This window comes from Shewanella sp. S1-58-MNA-CIBAN-0166 (assembly GCF_040310085.1).
Lineage (GTDB): Bacteria > Pseudomonadota > Gammaproteobacteria > Enterobacterales > Shewanellaceae > Shewanella.
Window position 1 is genome coordinate 78,831 of sequence record NZ_JBEOPN010000018.1, and the last position, 21,834, is coordinate 100,664.

The 21,834-nt window shown below is 38.8% G+C and carries 14 protein-coding genes, 1 other RNA gene and 1 pseudogene; 9 read left to right on the forward strand and 7 right to left on the reverse strand.

Features of this window, described 5'->3' with window-relative positions:
• Positions 1-84: 84 nt before the first annotated feature.
• From aceB to AAEY99_RS12480, 4 genes are all read right to left on the reverse strand, one after another.
• On the reverse strand, positions 85-1,737 hold the full coding sequence (gene aceB, locus AAEY99_RS12465; protein WP_182743956.1) for a malate synthase A: 1,653 nt from the start codon (positions 1,735-1,737) through the stop codon (positions 85-87).
• Between the two features lie 1,333 nt (positions 1,738-3,070).
• Complete coding sequence (locus AAEY99_RS12470; RefSeq protein WP_157822770.1) at positions 3,071-4,816, reverse strand: GGDEF domain-containing protein; 1,746 nt, start codon at positions 4,814-4,816, stop codon at positions 3,071-3,073.
• A 7-nt stretch (positions 4,817-4,823) separates the two neighbouring features.
• On the reverse strand, positions 4,824-5,036 hold the full coding sequence (locus AAEY99_RS12475; protein WP_101085543.1) for a hypothetical protein: 213 nt from the start codon (positions 5,034-5,036) through the stop codon (positions 4,824-4,826).
• A 313-nt stretch (positions 5,037-5,349) separates the two neighbouring features.
• A complete protein-coding gene (locus AAEY99_RS12480; RefSeq protein WP_162022596.1) occupies positions 5,350-6,186 on the reverse strand; it encodes an SAM-dependent methyltransferase in 837 nt (278 codons plus the stop codon).
• Between the two features lie 318 nt (positions 6,187-6,504).
• On the opposite strand from AAEY99_RS12480, the gene AAEY99_RS12485 reads away from it, so the two are divergent.
• Positions 6,505-7,014: an outer membrane protein assembly factor BamE gene (locus AAEY99_RS12485; protein WP_101085547.1), complete on the forward strand. Its 510-nt coding sequence runs from the start codon at positions 6,505-6,507 to the stop codon at positions 7,012-7,014.
• 115 nt (positions 7,015-7,129) lie between these two features.
• On the opposite strand, the gene AAEY99_RS12490 is transcribed toward AAEY99_RS12485, so the two are convergent.
• Both AAEY99_RS12490 and AAEY99_RS12495 read right to left on the reverse strand, forming a co-directional pair.
• Positions 7,130-7,465, reverse strand: a complete 336-nt coding sequence (locus AAEY99_RS12490; protein ID WP_101085549.1) for an RnfH family protein — start codon at positions 7,463-7,465, stop codon at positions 7,130-7,132.
• Entirely contained in the window at positions 7,458-7,892 is a 435-nt protein-coding gene (locus AAEY99_RS12495; RefSeq protein WP_162022595.1) for an SRPBCC family protein, read from the reverse strand. The genes AAEY99_RS12490 and AAEY99_RS12495 overlap by 8 nt, the downstream gene beginning before the upstream one ends.
• A gap of 252 nt (positions 7,893-8,144) precedes the next feature.
• Here AAEY99_RS12495 and smpB point away from each other — a divergent pair, with 252 nt between their 5' ends.
• The 7 genes from smpB (at position 8,145) to AAEY99_RS12530 (ending at position 17,606) form a co-directional block, all read left to right on the forward strand.
• Positions 8,145-8,633 carry an SsrA-binding protein SmpB gene (gene smpB, locus AAEY99_RS12500; protein WP_011636568.1) on the forward strand — a complete coding sequence of 163 codons (489 nt, stop codon included), beginning with the start codon at positions 8,145-8,147 and terminating at the stop codon, positions 8,631-8,633.
• A gap of 145 nt (positions 8,634-8,778) precedes the next feature.
• Positions 8,779-9,134: a transfer-messenger RNA gene (ssrA, locus tag AAEY99_RS12505) on the forward strand.
• Between the two features lie 277 nt (positions 9,135-9,411).
• Positions 9,412-10,650 carry an integrase domain-containing protein gene (locus AAEY99_RS12510; protein ID WP_351010675.1) on the forward strand — a complete coding sequence of 413 codons (1,239 nt, stop codon included), beginning with the start codon at positions 9,412-9,414 and terminating at the stop codon, positions 10,648-10,650.
• An 8-nt stretch (positions 10,651-10,658) separates the two neighbouring features.
• Complete coding sequence (locus tag AAEY99_RS12515) at positions 10,659-11,276, forward strand: hypothetical protein (protein ID WP_351010677.1); 618 nt, start codon at positions 10,659-10,661, stop codon at positions 11,274-11,276.
• 113 nt (positions 11,277-11,389) lie between these two features.
• A complete protein-coding gene (locus AAEY99_RS12520; protein ID WP_351010679.1) occupies positions 11,390-11,659 on the forward strand; it encodes a helix-turn-helix transcriptional regulator in 270 nt (89 codons plus the stop codon).
• 251 nt (positions 11,660-11,910) lie between these two features.
• Positions 11,911-12,507 (forward strand): YagK/YfjJ domain-containing protein, encoded by a 597-nt coding sequence (locus AAEY99_RS12525; RefSeq protein ID WP_351010681.1) that lies wholly within the window; start codon positions 11,911-11,913, stop codon positions 12,505-12,507.
• A 200-nt stretch (positions 12,508-12,707) separates the two neighbouring features.
• Complete coding sequence (locus AAEY99_RS12530) at positions 12,708-17,606, forward strand: DEAD/DEAH box helicase (protein WP_351010683.1); 4,899 nt, start codon at positions 12,708-12,710, stop codon at positions 17,604-17,606.
• A gap of 49 nt (positions 17,607-17,655) precedes the next feature.
• Here the strand turns inward: AAEY99_RS12530 and AAEY99_RS12535 are convergent.
• Positions 17,656-18,841: pseudogene (locus tag AAEY99_RS12535) on the reverse strand (IS3 family transposase).
• Between the two features lie 966 nt (positions 18,842-19,807).
• On the opposite strand from AAEY99_RS12535, the gene prpD reads away from it, so the two are divergent.
• Positions 19,808-21,298, forward strand: a complete 1,491-nt coding sequence (prpD, locus tag AAEY99_RS12540) for a 2-methylcitrate dehydratase (protein WP_351010685.1) — start codon at positions 19,808-19,810, stop codon at positions 21,296-21,298.
• The last annotated feature ends 536 nt before the right edge of the window (positions 21,299-21,834 follow it).

Here is a 21,834-nt window from a genome sequence, read left to right on the forward strand (position 1 = left end):
GATCCTTACTGTATGAGGGTGGCAAAGTGAATCATTCAACTTTGCCTAATTCAGTAGTGTTGTAATTAATATAGTTATCCGACATTACGCCGTTAACAGTTCATATCCTGGTAATGTTAAGAAATCGACTAGCTCATCAGAGGTAGTAATTTGTTCAAATAATGCTGCCGCTTTGGCGAACTCACCTGCTTTAAAGCGCTCTGCACCAAGTTCCTCTTTCACGTTGGCCATTTCTTCTTTCAACATGTCTTTAAACAATGCTTTAGTGACCAGTTTGCCGTTGGATAAACTTTTACCATGCTGGATCCATTGCCAAATAGAAGTGCGCGATATTTCAGCCGTGGCAGCATCTTCCATCAAACCGTAAATCGGTACGCAACCATTGCCCTGGATCCACGCTTCGATGTACTGCAACGCAATACGAATGTTCAAACGCATGCCTGCTTCAGTTCGCTCGCCTTGACAAGGCTCAAGTAACTCGCTGGCTAAAATAGGTGCATCGACATCACGAGTAATGTGTAATTGATTGGTTCTATCGCCACCGATGTAATCATTGAAAATTTTCATTGCGGTGTCGGCTAAACCAGGATGTGCGACCCAAGTACCGTCATGGCCATTGCGAGCCTCTAACTCTTTATCGCCACGCACTTTTTGCAGTACCAGTTCGTTAGTCGCTTCATCTTTAGCAGGAATAAATGCTGCCATACCGCCCATGGCCAGTGCGCCACGTTTATGGCAAGTTTTTATCAATAGACGTGAATAAGCACTTAAAAATTTAGTATCCATCGTTACCGCTTGACGGTCGGGTAGTACACGGTCCGGATAGTTCTTTAAGGTTTTGATGTAGCTGAAGATATAATCCCAACGACCACAATTAAGCGCGACAATGTTTGAACGAAGTTCATAAAGAATCTCTTCCATTTCAAATACCGCAGGTAATGTCTCAATTAAACAAGTACATTTAATCGTGCCAGGCTGTAAGCAAAAACGCTCTTCTACAAAGGCAAACATTTTTGCCCACCAACGCGCTTCCACATGGCTTTCTAACTTAGGAATATAAAAGTAAGGTCCAGATTTTTTAGCTAACAGCTGACGATAATTATGGTAAAAGTACATAGCAAAATCGACTAACCCACCAGGAATAGGTTTGCCTTTGTATTCAATGTGCTTTTCAATAAGATGCAAACCACGTACACGAGCAATTAACACTGCAGGGTCAGGGTTTAACGAATAATGCTTACCGGTTTCAGGAACGGTTAGTTCAATATCGCCACGAACGGCATCACGAAGGTTAATTTGTCCTTCGACAATTTTTTGCCAACTCGGTGCTAATGAATCCTCAAAGTCGGCCATAAACACTTTTACATTGGCGTTTAAAGCATTGATGATCATTTTACGGTCAACGGGGCCAGTAATTTCAACACGTCTGTCGGTGAGATCATCAGGCATGCCACGGATAGTCCAATCACCACCACGTATTGCACGAGTTTCAGGTAAAAAATCAGGCAACTCACCATTATCAATACGAGCTTGTTTTTGTTTACGCTTAGCTAATAGCTCAGGTACTTCATCAACAAATTTTGCACATAACGAATCAAGGAAAGCCACAGCGCCAGAGTTAAAAACGTCTTCTTGGCCGTTGACAGTGGGACCAATAAACGTGAGATCGGTTTTAATCGAATCATCAGCATTTGCTGTGGACTTACTGTATTGAGCTACTAATTGTTCTGCCGTCATAATAATGGCTCCCTAAATGCTGTCTGTTTTGATATCGGTTGTCATGCTTCACTGTGTAGTGGCGTTATCTACTGTCTACTTATCACGCTTATCTATACCAACTCATCGGCGTATATATTCGCGTTCAAATAAACCATTTCTAATAACATTTAACTGAAGCTGACTGTTTACCAAAAACTTTCAAATGTCTGTTTCGTACTAAAAACTAACCAAAAACGTTTGTAATTGCAACAGTCTTCACTTTACCAAAACGACTTAAAAACCAGTGTTGCAGATCACATAAAATGGTCTTACCAACCGAGAAATACATACTTAAATAAATGATATTAAACACAATAATAAAATAGAGCTTATACTTTAAATTGGCCATCTGAAATTCATCTTACCAATTGACCGGTAAATGATTATGGTAAAAAAGCTTGTAACATAATTACTTGATGTAAAGCTATGTTTACTGAACTTTAGTCTATGCTATTGAATTAAACAATTTTGTAACGTTTCTAGCTTACCTAAACGTAACAAGGTTTTAATCTTTAAAAACAGATAGTTAAAACTAGGTAATTAATCACTAAATTTAAACAACTGTTTTAAATTTACGTTTACGTAAACGGAATAAAATAAGCCGCCGCAACGGCTTAAAATGTGAGTTACGTCACCCGATCAACAAGCTCAAGTAGATTGGTTTTATTTAAATAAAATTCAATTTTTTTAAAAATAATTGAAAGAACTTCATAAATGGGGCAATAGAGAACCAAAATGGTGCAGCAACAAGTAACAAACGGTGATCTGCTCTGGGCGGAATATGCCAATAATAACCAAGCTTCGCTCACAGTATGTTAATTGTCGTTTATTGATAAATAGTTAATGATTCAGCTCTAGCTCAAATAGAGTGGCCAACAAGGTAACGCAAACGGTGATGAGTGTATGGAGTTAACACATGTTGTAAGTGATAAATGAGACGGACATAGCGTTAGCATTTGTGGCGGAGGATTTTACCTTGAAGCAATTTGGTGCAGACCATAAATGCATAATATTAACTCAGAATAAAAGATGGGGTTGCGCGATAAAAAGAGATTGTTTCAAATCTGCACTATCCAACTTACTCGTTGCTCGACTAACAAGGCGCAGTTATAGCGTGTCTGTGATAAATTAATAGCGCAAATTACACTGATAAAAAAGCTTTGATTAACTTTCCTTGTCCAGTGCACTGTAACGTTCACAACTGTCGTAGTGTCAGCGTTTAGCTGCTATCACAAGCTGGTTTAGCATATGTTGATTTACTTTACTCAAGGTAATACACGGGAGGGATATACAGTCAGCTAGAGGGTTATCGTTATTTGATGGCGTCGTTATAACAGATGACGCAATTTCGACCGTTATGTTTAGCCTTATAAAGCGCTAAATCGGCACGGCGAATTAACGGGTCGAGGCTTAGGTCATCCTTATCGACGCTACTCACACCACAACTCACTGTGACAGTAAAATCGTGCCCTGAGAAACGGGTGTTAATATTGGCAACGGCATGGCGAACCTGTTCGGCAAATTCAACCGCGATATCTTCAGTTTGCTTTGGCATAAAAATAGCAAACTCTTCCCCACCCATTCGGGTAAATATATGGGTCGGCTTTAACATTTCACCAATCACATGTGTGACCTTTTTTAATACCCAATCGCCCGTAGCATGACCATATTGATCATTAATGTTTTTAAATAAGTCTAAATCCATCAACAGCACAGAAAATGACTCGCCAAGCATTTGAGCTTGAATAAATTCATTTTCTGCCATTTCTTGCCCTGTACGGCGATTAAAGATACCTGTTAATCCATCTCGCTGCGCTTGCTTCATAAATTGATTACGCTGCATCCAAGCAGATATTAATAACAATAATAAACCAACAGAAAGCCCAACTAATAATGTTGAAAACATAATCGATGAACTTTTCTCTTTCATGAATAAATCTTTTTGTTTCATCAAAAGTTCATGGTCTTGAATTAAGCTGGTATTCTCACGATTTTTTTCAACGCTATCAAAGCGGGCCATTTGGTAGGCATTTTCTTTTACTTTCTGTTCATCAAGTAATTGCTGACCAAGTGCAGAAGCAACAACTTGATATTGGTATGCTTTATCGAACTGACCACGTTTACCCGCAATTAAAGACAGTATTTCGCTAACACGTTTTTTTACCTGCATATTACTGGGCTTATTGGGTAAAGCATTAACTAACTGCGCAAACATATCGGCTTGCTGATAATCACCCAGATGGAAATATATCGAGCTCAAATAAGACTGTATTTCATTAATCTCAATTTGAAATTTAAACTTCTGGTAGCGCTCTAAAGCCACTAGATAAAATGGTTCTGCTTCAGCATATAAGCCCTTATCAAACAAAACATTACCTTGCCCCTTAATTGACATAATCTCAATCAATGGAAAACCATGATTTTTACAATAAAGTTGAGTGTCTTTAAAGAACGTCTCGGCTTGATCAAAGTGGGCTAGCTTTAAATGAGCAACTGAGTGATATAACATCGAAAAACATTCACTTTTTGGGTCTTTACCTTGGTTTAAACTCAGTGCTAATTGCGCGATACGTAGCATTTCCTCATAAGCATTAAGCTGTAAATACACATTCATCAAGCGAATATAGGACATTATTTTGATACTTTGATCTTGATAACTGTCGATACGAGAAAGGTTATCCTCTAAAAGAGCAAAAGCTTTTTGATAATTACTCAAGCCGATATTTGCAGTGATTTTCAATAAATAAATATTGGTGAGTTCTTCACCAAGTGGTCCGTATGTCAGTGCTTCATCGAAAGCTTTATCTGCTTCGACAAAATGACCTAAATAAAGATCTTTTGTACCTAGCAACATATACAGACGGCTATGCTGTGGTGAGGTGAGTAACGATTCAGAGGATAACGCGGTATCAATCTTTTCAATGGCATAACCAATATCAGTCTTCAAAGATTGTTCAATAGTGTCGAGTTCTTTATCATAATCGATGTTGTCAGCTATCGCCGCGCGGCTAAAAAGCAACACGATGATAATAAAAAAACACATCAATATTTGAGGCAAAAAATAATTACTCTGTCGGATTACTTATAATCATATACATGGCCATTTCTTTATCACCAGACAACTGGCTAACACGTGCTTTATCTCCTGACATCACAGCTTCAATCTCTTCTTGTGTTAATCCATTTGATTTCATTACACCACGTGGATCAAGCTTATATGCTTCCAATAAAGCGGCGTCCGTTCCAAGCTTAGTAAAAAATGTATTCATGTTAGACATATCGTAACCTTATATTCTAGATTATATTTGTAATTAGCGACTTAAATTTACATCTATGTGATTATCATTTGTAACAACTTTAACTTTACTGGGTCGTTCCGTCGACATAAAACGTCGTAACCAATTGTTTTATCGAAAATCTCTACACAAAATTGCCCATTAACATCTTTTTATCAATAAAAACTGTATCAATTTCGCTAAGATTGAATCATTTACATCCAATAATCACCATTAATAGCTTGTCGATAAAAGTACGGCGGTTTAAAGCATACTATTACTTTATTACCTCATTTGTGAACAGCCATAAAAATACTTAGCCAATATCTGCTTCGGCGATACCTAATTTGGCTAACATCTCATGGTTAAGCGTCATTGGACGCGCTGGAGGAATTAACAATGTGCTAATCGTCGTTAGTTTAGCCTCTGGCAATACATATAACGGCATGCGCTCTATAACAGGTGATTGAAATGGCAAATTTGCTGCTTCATATATAATCACTTCATGATTCAGCGGATACCACTGATTTAAGTGTTCAACCAAAATCTGTAATTTATCTTTAGTGCTACTAAATTGAGTTAAGGTATGTTCACCCGCAAGAGCAATCTGCCAAAGTAAAAGATGCGTTGTAGGATCCGGAACGTGGTGATAAAGCATGAACTGAGTCGCTTCAAAGCTTTGATGACCACTATTGCCTGGGTCAATGCCTAAATCAGCCCACAAACAAGCTTCAGCTGAAATACCCGGTAACATGCTAGCGTCCAAACCTTCACTACGGGCCTGTTTAATCGACCAATGCGCTACGCAAGCAAATACCCCAGGATGGCCATATAAGGCACATACAACTAACTTGCCTAAGCGAACTTCGTCTAAGATAGCATCAACCATTTCGGCATAAGTATCACGACGATTTTTTACCTCATCGTGTTGAGCATAATAAGGTTGAAGCGAGCGAACATCTGAATTAAGCGACATTAACCAACGTTCAGAAAAACCATCGGGCACTAACGAAAAGACCACATCAGCATGCTCTATATAACTCAAACTTAATGCACCTATTTGCCCTGCAAGCTGTAATCCCGTGCCAACACAAACAAGGTTACCTTTCTTTGCACTGGTTAATGTTGCTATCGGTGATTGTTGTCTCGTCATCGTGGTTTCTTATTTTGAAATAATTACAACGCAAAATAAAAGCATAAAATAAAATTATCAATAACTTATGCATTAATAGCACTTGACATTATTAAACGTTAACTAGGGCATCTAAATCATAAATTGAGCAACATCCTACCAACATTTTTTGTACAATGTTAAATAAAAATGAAAATTTACTCTAAATTTATTTATCGAAGAAAATCGAACTTCAACCGCTAAATTGACTCAAAACCACAACATCTTCTAATAGACCCTTGTCAGCATAGGGACTGCTTGGGTATGATGACCGACAGAATTTAGGAAGTAGCGCAGACAATGATAAACAAAAAACAAAGTCTTACCCTTGTAAGCGCAGTAGCGCTTTCATTATCTCTTAGCGGATGCAGTGTGTTTGATTGGTTGATTTACAAGCCAGATGTGCCACAAGGCAACTACATGGAAACACAGCAAGTTGAAAAACTTCGTGTCGACATGACTAAAGAGCAAGCAGAATATATTTTAGGTCGTCCAGTATTGCGCGACAGCTTCTCCGATGACACTTGGTATTATGTGTACCATTTTAAAAGTGGTCGAGATGCTAGTATTACTCATAAAGAGTTGATCATTCACTTTAATGGCGACAAGATTTCAAGTGTTGCTGGTGATTATGACCTAAGTGCAGAATTTAATACTCCACTTGATGAAAGCTCGTTGCCGTCAGTTAACGAACAGGATCTTAAGCCTTTATTACCAGAAGTTCGTCCAGATGCGAAACCTTTAGTTGAAGAGCTACGTCCTGCGTTAAAAAACCAGGCCGAAAATGATAATGATAATGCACCAACATAAGCCACACGATAACATGTGATTTATGCCAATAAAAAAGCAGGACCTCTAACGAGAGTCCTGCTTTTTTATTATATAACCACCTAAAAACTTAATCCATCACCTTACTAATGGTAAGTTAATTGACTTTAGCACCGGTGATTTTATTAATACGACCTTCATCTTTGGCTTTTTCGGCACGTTTGCGACGAACATCTTTAGGATCTGCAATTAACGGGCGATATATTTCAACACGTTGCCCAGGAACGAGTACCTCATCATGTTTGGCCTGGCGACTAAACACCCCAAGCTTAACCTCTTCAAGGTTAATCTCCGGAAAAAATTTAACAATATCACTTTGCTTAACGGCTTCAATGAATGTAGTGCCTGGCGACACCATCACCGAAATAATTTTCTGCTGTTTTGGCAATGCATAAATAACATCTACCGAGAACTTTTCTGTTTCATTAATCACGATAAATCACCTTTGCCCTGTCAGTAAATGCCATTACCATCGACGACATCAAATCTTTAAACACTTTGCCAAACGCCATATCAACCAGCATGTTTGAAAATTCGAAGTCTAAATCAAATTCAACTTTACAGGCATCTTCGGTAAGCTCAGTAAATTTCCACAAGCCATGCATATACTTAAACGGGCCATTTTCCAATTCAAGTGAAATCGATTTAGCTTGGATCACTTGATTGCGGGTGGTAAATGTTTTACTGATCCCCGCCTTACTAACATCAACCGACGCCACCATGGTTTGACCATCAAACTCAAGCACCTTACCACCGACACATCCCGGTAGAAAAGCATGATACGATTCAACATCATTGACTAAATCATACATCTGTAAGGCACTAAATCTAACCAGCATACTTTTGGAAATCTTGGGCATCTGACATCACTATCGTTAATACAATAGTGCGATTTTATCACGTTAAATAAAAAAGGCATCTCCGAGAGCGTTAAATCACGTTGGAAATAACACAATCACCAAGAAACTGGGTATAATCGTTGAAATATCAAAAATCTCCCCCATATCTATTAGTTAATAGTATTAGCATAATAGAGTTTATCAAATGGGCTCACTGCGGGTTGTCCAGCACCATCCTTCAGGTCAATAACGGCAATCAGAACGGTAATAATAATGGTAAAAAAGAAATCAGCAAACGCCTCAGCGAGCATCGCACGCAATAAACGCGCGACCTTTGAATACCGCATAGAAGACAAAATCGAAGCGGGATTACAACTTATGGGCTGGGAAGTTAAGTCCATTCGCATGGGTAAAGTAAATTTATCTGATTGTTATGTCTATATTAAAGAGGGTGAAGCCTTTATGCATGGTTGTACTATTCAACCACTTAATACCGCTTCAACCCATGTAATATGCGATCCAATCAGAACCAAAAAACTGCTATTAAAGCGCAGTGAAATTGACAAACTTGCCGGCCTAATTGAGCGTCAAGGCTACACCCTCGTACCATTATCAATGTACTGGCGCAAAGGTGCTTGGGTAAAAGTCGAAATTGGCTTAGGTAAAGGTAAAAAAGATCACGATAAACGTGAAGATACCAAAGAACGTGAGTGGAAAATTGAAAAAGCTCGCGTAATGAAAAAAGACAAAGAAAACGCTTAATCTCGTTAGTAGGCCACTGAAACGATTAAAATTGATAAGTTGTTATTGAACATAGGCCTATAACGAACAGATAGTGAACAAACGATTATATTTTGTTAATGGATACTAGGTATTCATCTAACAAAGCGTTATAGTTAACTCAATTGGGGGCGATTCTGGATTCGACAGGATTCACGAAACCCAAGGAGCATGTCGAGGGGCGGTTGGCCTCGTAAAAAGCCGCACCGTTATAGTTGCAAACGACTCTAACTACTCTCTAGCAGCTTAGGCTAGCTAGCCATCAACCACACGTTTCGCACGTGGACAGTGGATCCTGATGGTCATATTACAGTGTGCTAGCGAGGGAACTCCGTCCGGGGGTGAACCGCGAAACAGTACCGGACTCACCAAGTAGCATCCTGTCTTTCGGAGACTGCTTGGTTAAATAAAAGAGAGACTAAACATGTAGTGCCGAGGATGTAGGCTTTCTGGACGCGGGTTCAAGTCCCGCCGCCTCCACCAATTAAAGGAACGAAGACGTCTTAGGACGTCTTTTTTTCTGTCTGTAAAACACCAAAATCAATGACTTACGTTAAATCCAGCTCCATTTGTGTACGATAACGTTTGTTGAAAACCGGAACTTTTAGTAACATCAGAAGTAACATCGGCAAATACATAGCCGTTTCGATGTTACTAAAACCACAATTTAGGCCTATAACTGTCAATAATTTATAGGTTTACATTTATTAGTAACATCGCTTTAATCACTCAGGTCAGTGTTACTAAGGATGGTGTTACTATGGCAAGACTCGCAAAGCCCCTTTCAGATACAGAAATCAAAAATGCTAAAGCAAAAGACAAAGAATATAACCTGGCAGACGGTGCGGGGTTGCAGTTAAGGGTAAAGCCTAACGGTTCTAAGCTTTGGCTTCTCAATTACGTCAATCCAATTACCAAGAAAAGACAAAACCTAAGTTTTGGCTCATATCCTGATATTTCTCTTGCTGATGCACGTAAACTCGCACAAGAAGCTAGAACGCTCATCGCGTTAGATACAGACCCCAAACAACATAAAGCTGATGAGCTAGCTGCAAAAGCGGCACTCACTGAACATACTTTTGAGATAGTCGCTCTACAATGGTTTGAAGCTAAGAAAGAATCCATAACTCTTGACCATGCTGATTCAACATGGCGCTCTTTCAAGCTGCACTTACTCCCTGCTTTAGCTAAAACTCCGATCAGCCATATCACTGCGCCGATGGTTATTAAAGTATTAAGGCCTGTTGAAGCAAAAGGTAACCTCGAAACTGTTAAGCGATTAAGCCAACGCATAAACGAAGTCATGATATACGCCGTCAATACGGGCCTTATTCATGCAAATCCTTTATCCGGTATTAAGTCGGTATTCAAAAAACCACGCAAAGAACACCTTGCAGCACTAAAACCAAATGAATTACCTGAGTTAATGCTGACTATTGCGAACGCCAGTATTAAAAAAGTCACCCGCTTTTTAATTGAATGGCAATTGCATACCATGACTCGGCCGAATGAAGCCGCAGCAGCACGATGGGATGAAATTAATTTTGATGACCGGTTATGGTTGATTCCGGCAGATAAAATGAAAATGCGCCGTGATCATGTTATCCCCCTTACCGACCAAACGATTGCGCTACTTGAAGCTATTAAGCATTTCAGCGGTCACAGAGAGTATATTTTTCCTGCTGAGAGAAACCCTAAAACACATTGTAATGTACAAACAGCAAACGCTGCATTAAATCGAATGGGGTTAAAGGGCCGCACCACCGCACATGGCCTCCGTTCGCTAGCAAGTACAACACTCAATGAGCAAGGGTTTGATGCTGACCTTATCGAAACAGCATTAGCACATATTGATAAAAATCAAATACGTAGTGCTTACAATAGAACAGACTACTTAGAACGCCGCAGAGTAATGATGAGTTGGTGGAGTGAATACATTATCCAAGCTGCTAATGGCAACGTTAGCTTAATTGGTATGAAAAATCTCAGAGTAGTTTAGGAATAAATATGCTTCTAGATAATAAAAAGTGGCTGAACTCAAAAGGTTTTAGCGATACTGACATCGATTCAATAATTAAACATTGCCAGAACTATCCAGCAGGTGAGAAAACATATAACGAACAACTTAGACGTCTCAGAACAGCAAAAAAACACTTTCAAGATGGCCTTACTCAAATTAAGGCTGTTGCAAACTCATTTCCAATCATAATGTCTGATATTGATGTGATTTATACTCAATTAGCTAACGGTAATAATCAAAATAACCTCAGAGTAAACGCCCCATTAATACTTAATGACACTAAAAATGATGAATTACAAAGCTTGATTGTTAAATTAGAGCAAGTCATACAATCCATATCTATTGCAGCAACGCCACCGAAGAGTGCTTTAATAGGCAACTGTACTGAGCCACCAATAGAGCTAAAACTAACAACAGGAAAAGGCCAACTAATTAATCAATTACACAATGTATGGCTTCAAAAAGATAATAAGATAACCATTAGTGATACATCAGATTTTGTGACTTTCCTGGCCATAGTTTTTGACGACAATATGGAAAATGCATCAAAATGGAAAAGTGCCTTCGACAGAATATGCCTAAATAAATTTCCAAAGTTAGAATAACTCAAGTTTGAATTGACTAGATAAAAGTGATCAATTCAAACCTCAAATTTACCACTAGAACATCCAATATAGCCCTGTAATAGCCAATTAACATTTTTACAGGAATCTATATTATGAACACATCAAACAATATGCGTATCATTCGCAAACCAGAAGTACTATCGATTTTAGCCATTAGTAAAAGTACGCTTCATGAGCGAATTAACGATGGCTTCTTGCCGCCACCAATAAAGCTTGGCGAAAGAGCTGTTGGTTGGCTTGAAAACGAAATACAGCAGACTCTCAAAGCTATGGCTGCCGGTATACAAGATGATTTACTTGCTGACTATATTGTAACACTCGTAAATGCTCGAAAAGTCGCTTGGGATGAACTGAGAAGATAGATAATAGGTATCTATTTAAGTGGTGAGGGTGCTTCCCTCAACCACTTGAATATATTACTAAAAAATTATAACAGACAATACTGGAAAATATTGATAGGTTTTTAACCCCCAAAAATGAAAATAATATGAGCAGAAAAGTCAGGCCGTGTATGTTGTTGCAGCTAAACTGACCCTGAATATTAGGGGGGATCTTAATAATATCTGTCTTTCTTTTTAATTAAGAAATTGAATCAAGCCTCTGGTAAAAACATATGCACATATCGATAGCAGACTTTTACTCATACAAAGGAAATCAATGGAAAGTTAATAATCGACCATCAGGCTGTTATACACCAATACTTAAATCATCATTTGAACAAATCTTTAACTTTCAAAGTCATCATTTAAAATTAATGGCTATTCGCTATGATCTTCACCAACCTAGCTATGTCCTGCTTAATAAGCAAATTACTGTTTTCTTCAGACGATTATCAAAGCAACTCAAAGCAAAGTACAAGATACACCGTTTAGGTTATATATGGGTACGCGAGCAAGAAAAAGCAAAATCACCTCACTATCACATCGTGCTACTTTTAGATGGTAAAAACATCATGTACCCAGGCTGGGTTAATATTATCAGCAAACGTATTTGGTCTGAACTCGGTGGTTTTATTTATTATCCAAGACATCAATATTACAAAATACAGCGTGGTGATAATAAAAATATGGCAAGACTATTGTATCGGGTTAGCTATTTCGCTAAAGCGAGAGGCAAAAGAAAAAAGCCACCACAAACCAAAAACTATGGTACAAGCCGAATAGAGTTTAACCCTAAACCCACCAACAAAAGGTTTACAGGTTATTATTAAGACTAAAATTCGCTGTGACAATGCCTTTGACTAAGGCTTTAATCATATCAAAAATTGCATGAAATTGACTTTATCACGAGCAAAAAAATATTGAAGTATGTTATTGTTCAATATACAAAACCAATCTCCCCGCCTAACGAATAATACAGACACATCTTGTTATCGCTAGGTTAAAAACCCATAAAATCAGTAGGATAGACATGAGTAGTTTAAAATCAATTTTGGAGCAATTTAGAGACGCTTCACATACTGAAAGAGAAAAAGGAAATTATTTCGAAGAACTCATTTTGACCTATTTCAAATATGAAGCTACCTACAGAGATCTTTATAGTGATGTTTGGCTTTATGCCGATTGGGCCAAAATCCAAGGCATAGACTCAAGAGATGCGGGAATTGATTTAGTTGCCAAAACAACGGGTACGAACGAGTTCCACGCTATTCAATGTAAATGCTACGCTGAAGATTACCGTCTTCAGAAAAAAGATATCGATAGCTTTTTCACCGCTTCCGGTAAGAGTATTTTTTCAAGACGAGTTATTGTTGCTACAACAAATAACTGGAGCGTTCATGCTGAGGCTGCTCTTGTTGATCAAGTTCCTCCGGTAACAAAAATCGACTTAGCTGATTTAGAAAGTAGTCAAATTGATTGGTCGAAATATAAGCCTAATGAAGCACCAATATTCAAGAAGAAATTTGAACCTAAACCTCATCAAATAACAGCTATAAGAAATGTAATAAATGGTTTAAAAACTGCCGATAGAGGTAAACTGATTATGGCTTGCGGCACTGGTAAAACGTTTACCAGTCTACGTCTAGCGGAACAACAAGCTGGTAAAGGTGCAAAAGTATTATTCTTAGTTCCTAGCTTATCATTATTGTCTCAAACACTTACAGAATGGACCCAGCAATCAGAAGTGCCATTACATAGTTTTGCTGTTTGTTCAGATAGTGACATAGGGAAAAAACGAAACAAAAGTGATGATGTGGTGCAAACTTTTGTGCATGAACTTCGTTATCCAGCAACTACAGAAGCAGACAAATTAGCAAGAGAATTTCAGATAAAACATGATGACACTCATATGAGTGTCATTTTCTCTACTTACCATTCAATTGCCGTTATAAACAAAGCCCAAAAAGAGCATGATCTTTCAGAATTTGATCTAATTATTTGTGATGAAGCACATCGCACAACAGGATCTACATTCGATGATGAAGAAGAAAGTGCTTTTGTAAGAGTTCATGACCAAAATTTTATCTCTGCAAAAAAACGTCTCTATATGACGGCAACCCCTCGCCTTTATGGTAATGCGGCTAAAGCCACAGCAGAAAAAGACAGTGTTACTTTATGCTCAATGGATGATGAAAATCTATATGGGAAAGATCTGCACATAATTTCGTTCTCGGAAGCTGTTCAGAGGGATTTGCTTTGTGATTATAAAGTTATCGTACTAACAATTGATGAGGCCCATATTAGTCGTCGTATTCAGAGTCTGCTTAAAGATGAAAATAATGAATTGAAAGTCGATGATGCGGCAAAAATTATAGGTTGTTGGAAAGCTCTTAGTAAACAAGGTACTCAGGAAGATTTATCGGATGATTTAAGGCCAATGCAGAAAGCTGTAGCATTTTGCCAAGTCATCGAACCACAAAGTACCTCAAAGCGGAAATCAACTAAACACAAAGTCAGCTCTAAAAATATTGCTTCAGTATTTCAGGCTGTAGTTGATGCATATCAAGAAGGGACTGAATATGAGGATGGATTAGTTTGTGAGGCAGAACACATCGATGGAAGCATGAATGCCTCTGAAAAAGGAGAAAAATTAACTTGGTTAAAAGAGAAAACTGATGAAAATATATGTCGAATACTAAGTAATGTTAGATGTTTATCTGAAGGTGTTGACGTTCCAGCACTAGATGCTGTGCTTTTTTTAACGCCAAGGAATTCACAAGTTGATGTGGTACAGTCTGTTGGCCGAGTGATGAGAAAATCACCAGGAAAAACTAGAGGTTACGTAATATTACCAGTGGTTGTTCCTACAGGAATGGAGCCTGAAGAAGCTTTAAACGACAATCAAGTTTTTAAAGTTGTTTGGGATGTTCTACAAGCATTAAGGTCACATGATGACCGATTTGATGCAATGATAAATAAATTGGATTTAATAGGAAAAGCGCCCTCAAAAATGGAAGTTATTTCCATTACCGACAAAATTCAACCTAAACAAAAAGCTAAATCAAATAAAAAAGCAGGTAAAGGCGATTTTATAATTGGCTCTAAACGTGATGGCAGAACAAAAGCAGGCACTGAACACGACAAAACTCAAATGGGTTTCGATTTCCAAGTCAGTGAAGTTGAAAGAGCACTTTATGCTCAAGTTGTAAAAAGATGTGGGAATAGAAGGCATTGGGAAGAATGGGCCAATGACATTGCCAAAATTGCAGACACTCACATTCTGCGAATCAAAACTATTGTTGAAAATCCTGATAATGTCAAAGAAGCAAAAGCATTTCACGGTTTCGTTGAAGAATTAAGGGATGACCTTAATACCGCGATATCAGAGGCTGAAGTGATTGAAATGCTAGCTCAGCATCTTATAACTAAGCCTGTATTTGATGCATTATTTAAAGATCATAGCTTTGCTACTAATAACCCTGTTTCTCTTGCTATGCAGGATGTATTAAACCTCTTAAATGAACACAATATAGATAAAGAAGCAGATACGTTAGAACAATTCTATGAAAGCGTTAAAATGCGTGCAGATGGAATCGATGATGCTTCTGCTAAGCAAAAAATCATTGTCGAACTTTATGATAAATTTTTCAGAAATGCATTCCCCAAAATGACTGAAAGATTAGGGATTGTATATACCCCAGTAGAGGTGGTCGACTTTATTATTCATAGTGTTAATGACCTACTTCAACAAGAGTTTGGTCAAACTCTTGGTTCTAAAGGTGTGCATATTCTTGATCCATTTACGGGTACGGGGACTTTTATTACTCGATTACTCCAAAGCGGTTTAATTACAAATGAACAACTTGAATATAAATATAGAAACGAGATCCATGCGAATGAGATTGTGCTTCTAGCTTATTACATAGCTGCTATTAACATTGAAGCTGTTTACCATAGCTTGGTTGGCAACCAGGATGATGATGGCGATTTAACCCATTATGAGTCATTTAAAGGTATTTGTTTGACTGATACTTTTCAGCTATATGAAAAAGACGACCTTATCCAAGAACGCTTATCAGATAATAGCCAGCGTAGAATTCGCCAGAAAAATCTTGAAAATATTCAGGTTATTATAGGTAATCCTCCATACTCAGCAGGGCAAACAAACGCCAATGATAATAATCAAAACTTAGCATATATAAAACTCGATGAAGGTATTCGAAATACTTATGCTGCATATTCAACAGCAACTAACAAAAATGCATTGTACGACTCTTATATCAGAGCTATTCGTTGGGCCAGCGACCGTATTGAAAACAAAGGTATCGTTGGTTTTGTAACCAATGCAGGGTTTCTAGAAGGTAATACCGCTGATGGTATAAGGAAGTGCCTAGCAGAAGAATACAGTAATATTTACGTATTTCACTTAAGAGGTAATCAAAGAACTTCGGGTGAGTTATCACGAAAAGAAGGAGGTAAAATTTTCGGAAGTGGTAGCCGAGCGCCTATAGCAATATCGATTCTAGTAAAAAATCCTAATTCAGAAGAATCAGGTAAGATTTTTTGGCACGATATAGGTGACTATTTATCCCAAAGTGAAAAACTTAATATTGTTGAACATTTTGGCAGTATTAATGGGATTACAAAAAGCAATCAATGGACTGAAATTACTCCAGATAAATATCATGACTGGGTGAATCAACGTGATGACAGCTTTTATGATTTTATACAAATCGGCGATAAGAAAGACAAACATAATTCTTCATTATTTATAAACTATTCTCGTGGATTAGAGACTGGTAGAGATACATGGATTTATAACTTCTCTAAATCTTTAGAAACAAGAAATATCACAAATATGATAAGATTTTATAACAATGAGGTTGAAAGGTATTCTTCTTCACCTAACAAAAATATGATTGAAATCAATGATTTTGTTAATGCTAATCCAAAAAAAATAAGTTGGACAAGAGATTTAAAGAAGAGCCTTGAGCAAGGGAAAAAGTATTCTTTTGAACAAAATGGAGTACAGAAGTCAATTTATAGACCTTATTCAAAGTGTTGGAGTTATTACAATAAAAATCTTTGTTCGTATTTAAATCAATTATCTAAAATATTCCCGAATGAGAAGAGTGAAAATAGAGTTATTTATCTTAATGGTATTGGCAATGGAGGTAAATCGGCGTCGGCAATTATGGTTGATGTTATTCCGGATTTAAATATGCAACATTCTGGAGGTCAAGGTTTTCCACTTTACATTTACGAGCAAGACTCTGAAAATAAGATAAAAAAAGTATCTGGTATCTCTTCTTATGGTTTAGAGCACTTTAAAACTTTTTATAACAACTCTAAAATCACTGAAGAAGATATTTTCTATTATGTTTATGGTTTGTTACATTCAGAAGAATATTTTGTATTATATTCTGACAATTTAATAAGATCATTACCAAGAATTCCATGTGTAAAAGTAGAAGATGATTTTTGGTCTTATTCAAAAGCAGGCCGAGATCTAGCGGAACTTCATTTAAATTATGAATCAGTTGAATGTTATCCTGTTGTATTTGAATTGGGTGGTAAATCAAAAGAAGAGCTAACATCTGAAGATTATTATGTAACTAAAATGAAACAGGCTAAAAATGGGAAAGATAGAGATTTAACCACAGTTATTTACAATCAACACATTACAATCAAGGGTATACCGCCAGAAGCATATGAGTATGTTGTGAATAGTAAATCTGCCCTTGATTGGGTGATTGAACGCCAAGGTGTTTCTACAGATAAAGCTTCTGGTATCGTTAATGATGCCAATGACTGGGCAATTGAAACCATGGGTAATGCAAAATACCCATTAGAACTCTTTCAAAGAGTAATCACAGTCAGTTTGGAAACAATGAAAATAGTAAAAAACCTACCTAAACTTGATATTTAAGATGAATATACGCTGATTACTTTTTCTGTGGTCAGCGTTTTTGTAGTGGTCAAGTAATATTGGCCACGGTTTTAGAGTCATTCCAATATAAACGTTCTGACTCATTTGGCGTTAACCCACCATTATATTGATGGGGTCTAGTTTCACTGTAATATCCAGTGATGTAATTTGTGATCGCTTTGTCTGCTTCTGTAAAATTCCCATAGCCACTTGCGGGTACCCATTCAGATTTCAAACTTCTAAAGAAACGCTCCATTGGTGCGTTATCCCAACAATTCCCGCGACGACTCATGCTTTGCTCAATCTGAAGACGCCATAATAACTGTCTGAATTTCAAGCTTGTGTAATGTGAACCTTGGTCGCTGTGATATATCACATTCTCAGGTTTCCCCCTTAACTCAAATGCCATTTTCAAGGCTTTAGAGGTCAGCTCGCTGTCAGGCGATAATGACAAAGCCCACCCAACAGGTTTGCGGGAAAATAAGTCTAAAACAACGGCTAAATATGCCCAACGATTACCGACCCAAACATACGTCACATCGTCACATCGCCACACCACACTTGATCTGGTTGAGTTACTGCAAACTGTCGATTAAGCGTGTTTGGGATCGCTACATGCTCTTGTGCAGCTTTCCTATAAAAATGCTTAGGCTGCTGACAGCTTAATAATCCAAGCTTTCTCATTAGATTACGGGCTCGATAACGACTGAGATTAATCCCTTTGTTAGCCACTAATTGCGCTATCGTTCTAGCACCGGCTGAGCCATTACTAATACGATGCGCGGCCTTCACTTCACTGCATAAAATAGTAAAGTCAGCATCGATATGTTCTTTTCTTTTTAGCCAATATTTATAGCTACTTCGATGCACTTTGAATGCATTACAAATTGTGAGAATAGAGTGGCTCTGCTTGAGTGCGCTGATCAGCGTAAATTGTTCATTGAGTCTGACATCAAGAGAGCGGTAGCCTTTTTTAGAATAAGATTATGCTCCTCAAGACGGACTACCTGTTTCTTCAGTTCACGGATTTCAATTTGTTCAGGGGTAATGGGGGAGGCTTTTGGCGTGCCACCCTGGCGTTCTAGTTTTAACTGTCTCACCCATTTATCCATGGTTGATTTACCCACGTTCATCGCCTTTGCTGCTTCTATGATGCTATGGTTTTTATCGAGGACTTATTGGGCTGCTTCAAGTTTGAATTCAGCACTAAATGTTTTTCTGGTTATCGATCTCATGTGTTCACCTAAAGTCATGTACGAGGTAATAATATCAACTCTATTTAGATGGCCCAAATAACTATGCCACTCCTTTGAAGCCTCTTTGAAGCCTCTTTGAAGCCTCTTTGAAGCCTCTTTGAAGCCTCTTTGAAGCCTCTTTGAAGCCTGGTAAGTAAAAAGCAAGCTCTACTAATTGCAAAATAATTTTATCACTGAGCACTCAAAACTAATTAATTGATATTGGGATGAGCATACATTGAGTGATCACTGATGACTCACTGATCACTCACTGATGACTCACTGATCACTCACTGATGACTCACTGATCACTCACTGATGACTCACTGATGACTCACTGATGACTCACTGATCACTCAGTGAGTGCTCATCGTTTAAGACACAATAGTAACTGAGCTTAGTTATTGGCTTATGATACGCTTTGAACGTGCTTAAATATTATGATTAACTCGATTCACAAAAAACAGTGCTGGCTTACGCTGGATTAGCGCGGATATGGTCGGAACTTATTTTATAAATAACTCAACTAGAGATAACTTGAGCTGTAGGTGTGAAAATTACTTTTAGTAACACCAGAAGTAACATCAGAAACAACCAATGTATTAATAATCATTTACAAACAAATGGTTAAAGCTCCAATTCAGGTGACACCGCCACATCTGACCGGTTATTGTTGTTCCAAAAGTATATTGTTTAGCAATGCCCGATCGCATGCTTACCCAGTTGTCCTCCCCAAGTGCAATCACTTCCGTGACACGCTATAAACCCATCCATGCTATTGATTTTATAGCCTCCAGCCTCAGAGCGTCTTAGCAACGCAGCGCTCTAGGCTCTTAGTTTGTCATCGCTGGTATAGGGGCAGCTTCGCTGCTAAGATTTTATAGCCTCTAGCTGCGAAGCGTCCTAAGCTATTGATTTTATAGTCTCCTAGCAGCAAATAACAAATCAAACGAATAAGGATTCAAAATGAGTAGTAATGTAGATATTAACAATCGTCCCGATTACGACCATGTCATCCAAGATATTGCTGATTATGTATTAACGTTTGAAGTCTGCAGCGAAGAAGCTCTCGACACCGCTCGTAACTGTTTAATGGACACAATAGGTTGTGGGCTGCTCGCGCTGCGCTTTCCTGAGTGCACCAAACACCTCGGACCTATCGTACAAGGCACATTGGTGCCAAATGGCGCCCGAGTGCCAGGAACATCGCTGACTCTCGATCCGGTAAAAGCCGCGTGGGACATTGGTTGTATCATTCGCTGGCTCGATTACAACGACACTTGGTTAGCAGCTGAATGGGGGCATCCATCGGATAATTTAGGCGCCATTCTGGCCGTGGCGGATCATTTATCTCAAGTTAGACTGTCAAATGGCGAGCCGCCTCTCATGATGCGAGAAGTACTTGAAGCGATGGTCATGGCACATGAAATTCAAGGCGTGATTGCGCTAGAAAACTCGTTTAATCGGGTTGGTTTATGCCACGTATTATTAGTACGAGTGGCCTCCACTGCGGTTGTTACTAAAATGATGGGCGGCAACAGAGAGCAAATCATGGCGGCAATATCTCAAGCTTGGGCCGACGGTGGTGCACTGCGCACCTATCGTCACGCACCAAATGCGGGCTCTCGTAAATCTTGGGCTGCGGGCGATGCCACCTCACGAGCTGTTTGTTTGGCCAACATGTCAATGCGCGGTGAAATGGGCATACCAAGCGTGTTAACCGCGCCACAATGGGGTTTTTACGATGTCTCCTTCTCGAAAACCAATAAAGACCAAGCGCTCAAACCCCAGGCTGAACGTCAGTTTTCATTTTCCCAAGACTATGGCTCTTATGTGATGGAAAACATCTTGTTTAAGATTTCCTTTCCTGCCGAGTTTCACGCGCAAACCGCCGCAGAAGCGTCGGTTATACTATATCCTCAGGTAAAATCTCGTTTGGCGGAGATTAACAAGATTGTGATCCGCACCCACGAGTCAGCCATTCGAATTATTTCAAAAACGGGTTCGCTTGCCAACGCTGCGGACCGCGACCATTGCTTGCAATACATGATTGCGGTTCCGTTGGTGTTCGGCAGTTTGACCGCCGACCATTATGAAGACGAATTTCACGGCGCACATCCCATCATCGATGAGCTGCGTGACAAAATGGAGATTGTCGAAGATAAGCGCTTTACGGCAGAGTATTTAGAAGCGGATAAACGCTCTATCGCCAATGCGATTAAGGTTTTCTTTAACGATGGCAGCAGTACAGAAGAAGTGGTTGTAGAATACCCAGTGGGTCATCGCCGCCGTCGTAAGGAAGGAATGCCGCTATTGGAGCTGAAATTCAAAGCGAACTTAGCATCACGTTTCCCAAACCAGCAGTGCCAAACGATCTTCACTGTGTGTAAAGATCAAACCACGCTAGAGGCCACGCCAGTAAACCGCTTTATGGACTTATTTGTTATCGGGTTCTAGGTGCTAGATTCTAGGAAATCGCAGGCTCGCCAGAGGGCGTGACTTCGTCACTGCTAGAGCGGACTTCGTCCTGCTAGGATCGCTGCGCGACTAGGCTGTTGCTATTGATTGTATAGCATCTAGTCGCGTAGAGTCCTAGGCTCTTAGATTGTCATCGCTTGATATCGCCCGCCACCGCTTGCCATCTAGCCGAAATTAACCATGCCACCCATTTTATGATAATTAACATAACTGCTTTTAGCTTTAGTTGCGATAACCTTCTGGACTATTCAAATGTATAAATTATATGGGAATTATCAATAAACTGAGCGCTAGATGGAGAATGGTGAGCAATGCGGTAGATCAAACACAGCACTAGTGGCTTGATTGATATCAAGCTGGAAATCAGGTTTTAGTTTTAGTTTTAGTTTTAGTTTTAGTTTTAGTTTTAGTTTTAGAGATTAAGCCTTAAGCGCACAGTGATGTGGTCAACTAAATCTGTACACCAACAGGAGTTGCGTCTTTACGCTGCCATTTCGGCTGCTGTTGGCGTCATA

Bases quoted from the DNA above. Each gene is read 5' to 3' on its own strand.
- aceB (WP_182743956.1), bottom strand. From the start codon at position 1,737: ATGACGGCAGAACAATTAGTAGCTCAATACAGTAAGTCCACAGCAAAT.
- AAEY99_RS12475 (WP_101085543.1), bottom strand. From the start codon at position 5,036: ATGTCTAACATGAATACATTTTTTACTAAGCTTGGAACGGACGCCGCT.
- AAEY99_RS12480 (WP_162022596.1), bottom strand. From the start codon at position 6,186: ATGACGAGACAACAATCACCGATAGCAACATTAACCAGTGCAAAGAAA.
- AAEY99_RS12485 (WP_101085547.1), top strand. From the start codon at position 6,505: ATGATAAACAAAAAACAAAGTCTTACCCTTGTAAGCGCAGTAGCGCTT.
- AAEY99_RS12495 (WP_162022595.1), bottom strand. From the start codon at position 7,892: ATGCCCAAGATTTCCAAAAGTATGCTGGTTAGATTTAGTGCCTTACAG.
- smpB (WP_011636568.1), top strand. From the start codon at position 8,145: ATGGTAAAAAAGAAATCAGCAAACGCCTCAGCGAGCATCGCACGCAAT.
- AAEY99_RS12510 (WP_351010675.1), top strand. From the start codon at position 9,412: ATGGCAAGACTCGCAAAGCCCCTTTCAGATACAGAAATCAAAAATGCT.
- AAEY99_RS12515 (WP_351010677.1), top strand. From the start codon at position 10,659: ATGCTTCTAGATAATAAAAAGTGGCTGAACTCAAAAGGTTTTAGCGAT.
- AAEY99_RS12520 (WP_351010679.1), top strand. From the start codon at position 11,390: ATGAACACATCAAACAATATGCGTATCATTCGCAAACCAGAAGTACTA.
- AAEY99_RS12525 (WP_351010681.1), top strand. From the start codon at position 11,911: ATGCACATATCGATAGCAGACTTTTACTCATACAAAGGAAATCAATGG.
- AAEY99_RS12530 (WP_351010683.1), top strand. From the start codon at position 12,708: ATGAGTAGTTTAAAATCAATTTTGGAGCAATTTAGAGACGCTTCACAT.
- prpD (WP_351010685.1), top strand. From the start codon at position 19,808: ATGAGTAGTAATGTAGATATTAACAATCGTCCCGATTACGACCATGTC.